Source organism: Chryseobacterium sp. 2TAF14 (assembly GCF_052115105.1).
Lineage (GTDB): Bacteria > Bacteroidota > Bacteroidia > Flavobacteriales > Weeksellaceae > Chryseobacterium.
Genome location: NZ_JBFRGA010000336.1, coordinates 1 through 2,268, shown reverse-complemented (window position 1 = coordinate 2,268; position 2,268 = coordinate 1). Strand labels below are relative to the sequence as shown.

Here is a 2,268-nt window from a genome sequence, read left to right as displayed (position 1 = left end):
ACCTTGCTCCATCTTTGATACCACACAAAATTTTGATCAGCAACTTTATCCCAGAATTTTTTAGGGTTTTTGATTGATTTTTTATACTCTTCAAAGTAATGTGGTAAGTCTTCTATCACGTAATTTCTCATATTTCTATTGTTTTTGAAATTTGAATTTAATGATATTAAAATTATGTTTAATTTTTGATTTAAACTTAGTCCTAAAAGCTTTTTTATTGTAGAAAAGCTGTTTTATATTAATTATCAGTGTTTTACTATTCATTGTTACACGTGTTTTAAACTTCTTAAATATGAATATTAAGATAATTTTATCTGTATATTAATTTTATTAACAATAAATTATCTTTTTTATTTGGATTTGAAAGAAATTATATTTTAAATTTGCCAAAAAATTTAGATAAATAAATGGAAATAGAAATTTCCTCATCCATACATCTGATGTATGTGAGTGAAATACAACAGGAAATGTACGATTCTGCACAGCGCAGAGGAACGGGTATCGCAAAGACTTAGGGTACAAACCTGTTATTTATTCTGAATTGACTCAGGATGATGATTTTTGGAATGGATGCAAAAGCTGTGTCAATTACGAAATTTTAATGAAAAAAGAACGTAAAAACTGCCTTTGTACGGCTATGCTTTTCGTTCCTGAAAATATAACAAAAAATAGTGCTGCCGATACGCAGCCGGAAATTAAATATAGCAATGAACAAGAAAGTCGTCTTAGCGTTTAGCGGAGGTTTAGATACCTCTTACTGTGCTAAATATCTTAGTGAAACACTGAGATATGATGTGTATGCAGTTACTGTAAATACCGGAGGTTTTTCTAAAGAAGAGGAAAAAGAACTGGAGAAAAAAGCCCTGAATCTTGGGGTAAAAGAATACAGGTGCGTGGATGCTCAGGAAGATTATTACAATTCTTGCGTGAAGTATTTGATTTTTGGAAATGTATTGAAAAACAATACATATCCTTTATCTGTAAGTGCAGAACGTACGATTCAGGCGCAGGAAATTGCAAAATTTGCGATTGAAGTTGGAGCTGATGCGATTGCTCATGGAAGTACAGGTGCAGGAAATGATCAGGTACGTTTTGATCTGATTTTCCAGGTAATGTGTCCGAATGTTGAAATCATTACACCGATTCGTGATATGGCCTTGTCTCGTGAAGAAGAAATCGAGTTTTTGAAAAGTAACGGTTACGAAATAGAATTCCATAAAGCACAATATTCTGTAAATAAAGGACTTTGGGGAACTTCAGTCGGAGGAAAAGAGACGCTTATGGAATCGGTCGTGATATTCACGTAGGAGATACGATTGTCGGGATTAAAGGAAGAGTTGGTTTTGAAGCGGCTGCGGCGTCTGTGATCATCAAAGCACACCATTTGTTGGAAAAACATACGCTTTCAAAATATCAGCAGATGATGAAGTCACAATTATCCGATTGGTACGGAAACTGGCTTCACGAAGCACTTTTCTTAGATCCTGTAATGAGAAATATCGAATCTTTCTTAGTTGATTCTCAAAAAACGGTAAGCGGAAAAGTTTTTGTAACCCTTCATCCTTCCCGATTTATCTTAAACGGAATTGAATCTCAACATGATTTAATGTCCGATAAGTTCGGAAGCTACGGCGAAGCAAACAGAGCTTGGACAGGCGAAGATGTGAAAGGCTACACAAAAATTGTAAGCAACTCTTTAAATATATATCATCAGATTAATAAATAGAATTTGGGCAGCTTAATCCGCCTTCCGCTCCCAATCTTTTTTGCAAGACGATTTCAGATTCAATAGAACTGGAATTCCAAGCAAAAAAGGATTTCCGCTCAAGTCGGGCTGCGAAAATTTGGACGCAAAATAAACCCGAAGGGTTCAATATAAATAACCGTAGGTGAAACCTATGGCAAAAATAAAAATGATTGAAATTAATAAAACAGCAGGAATCATCGGAGCCAACGGTTATACGGGAAGTGAACTAGTTCGTCTGCTGGCTTTTCATCCTCATGTGTCTTTGAGTTTTTTATATAGTCGTTCGAATTCGGGTACAAAAATTTCAGATTTGTACCCGGATTTAGCGACAGTCTGTGAGATGATTCTAACCGATCAGCCTGAAGAAGTAGATATTTTATTTTTATGTCTTCCTCACAAAGAAAGCCAAAATTGGCTGACTCAAAATCCTGTAAAAGATTCGACGTTGGTGATCGATTTAGGAAATGATTTCCGTTTGGACGGTAATCTAGGAGAAAGAAATTTTATCTATGGTTTGCCTG

The 2,268-nt window shown here is 35.1% G+C and carries 1 protein-coding gene and 3 pseudogenes; 3 read left to right on the top strand and 1 reads right to left on the bottom strand.

Annotation, left to right across the window (positions count from 1 at the left end):
• Window positions 1-131: acetyl-coenzyme A synthetase N-terminal domain-containing protein (locus tag AB4Y90_RS18055; RefSeq protein ID WP_441558939.1), on the bottom strand; the 131-nt coding region annotated here is incomplete at its 3' end.
• 377 nt (window positions 132-508) lie between these two features.
• Between AB4Y90_RS18055 and AB4Y90_RS18050 the strand changes: the two are divergent.
• The 3 pseudogenes from AB4Y90_RS18050 to AB4Y90_RS18040 all read left to right on the top strand — a co-directional run.
• Window positions 509-736 (top strand): annotated as a pseudogene (locus tag AB4Y90_RS18050) (N-acetyltransferase); the annotation flags it as partial.
• A pseudogene (locus AB4Y90_RS18045) lies at window positions 708-1,726 on the top strand (argininosuccinate synthase domain-containing protein). The pseudogenes AB4Y90_RS18050 and AB4Y90_RS18045, both read left to right, overlap by 29 nt.
• A gap of 172 nt (window positions 1,727-1,898) precedes the next feature.
• Window positions 1,899-2,268: pseudogene (locus AB4Y90_RS18040) on the top strand (N-acetyl-gamma-glutamyl-phosphate reductase); the annotation flags it as partial.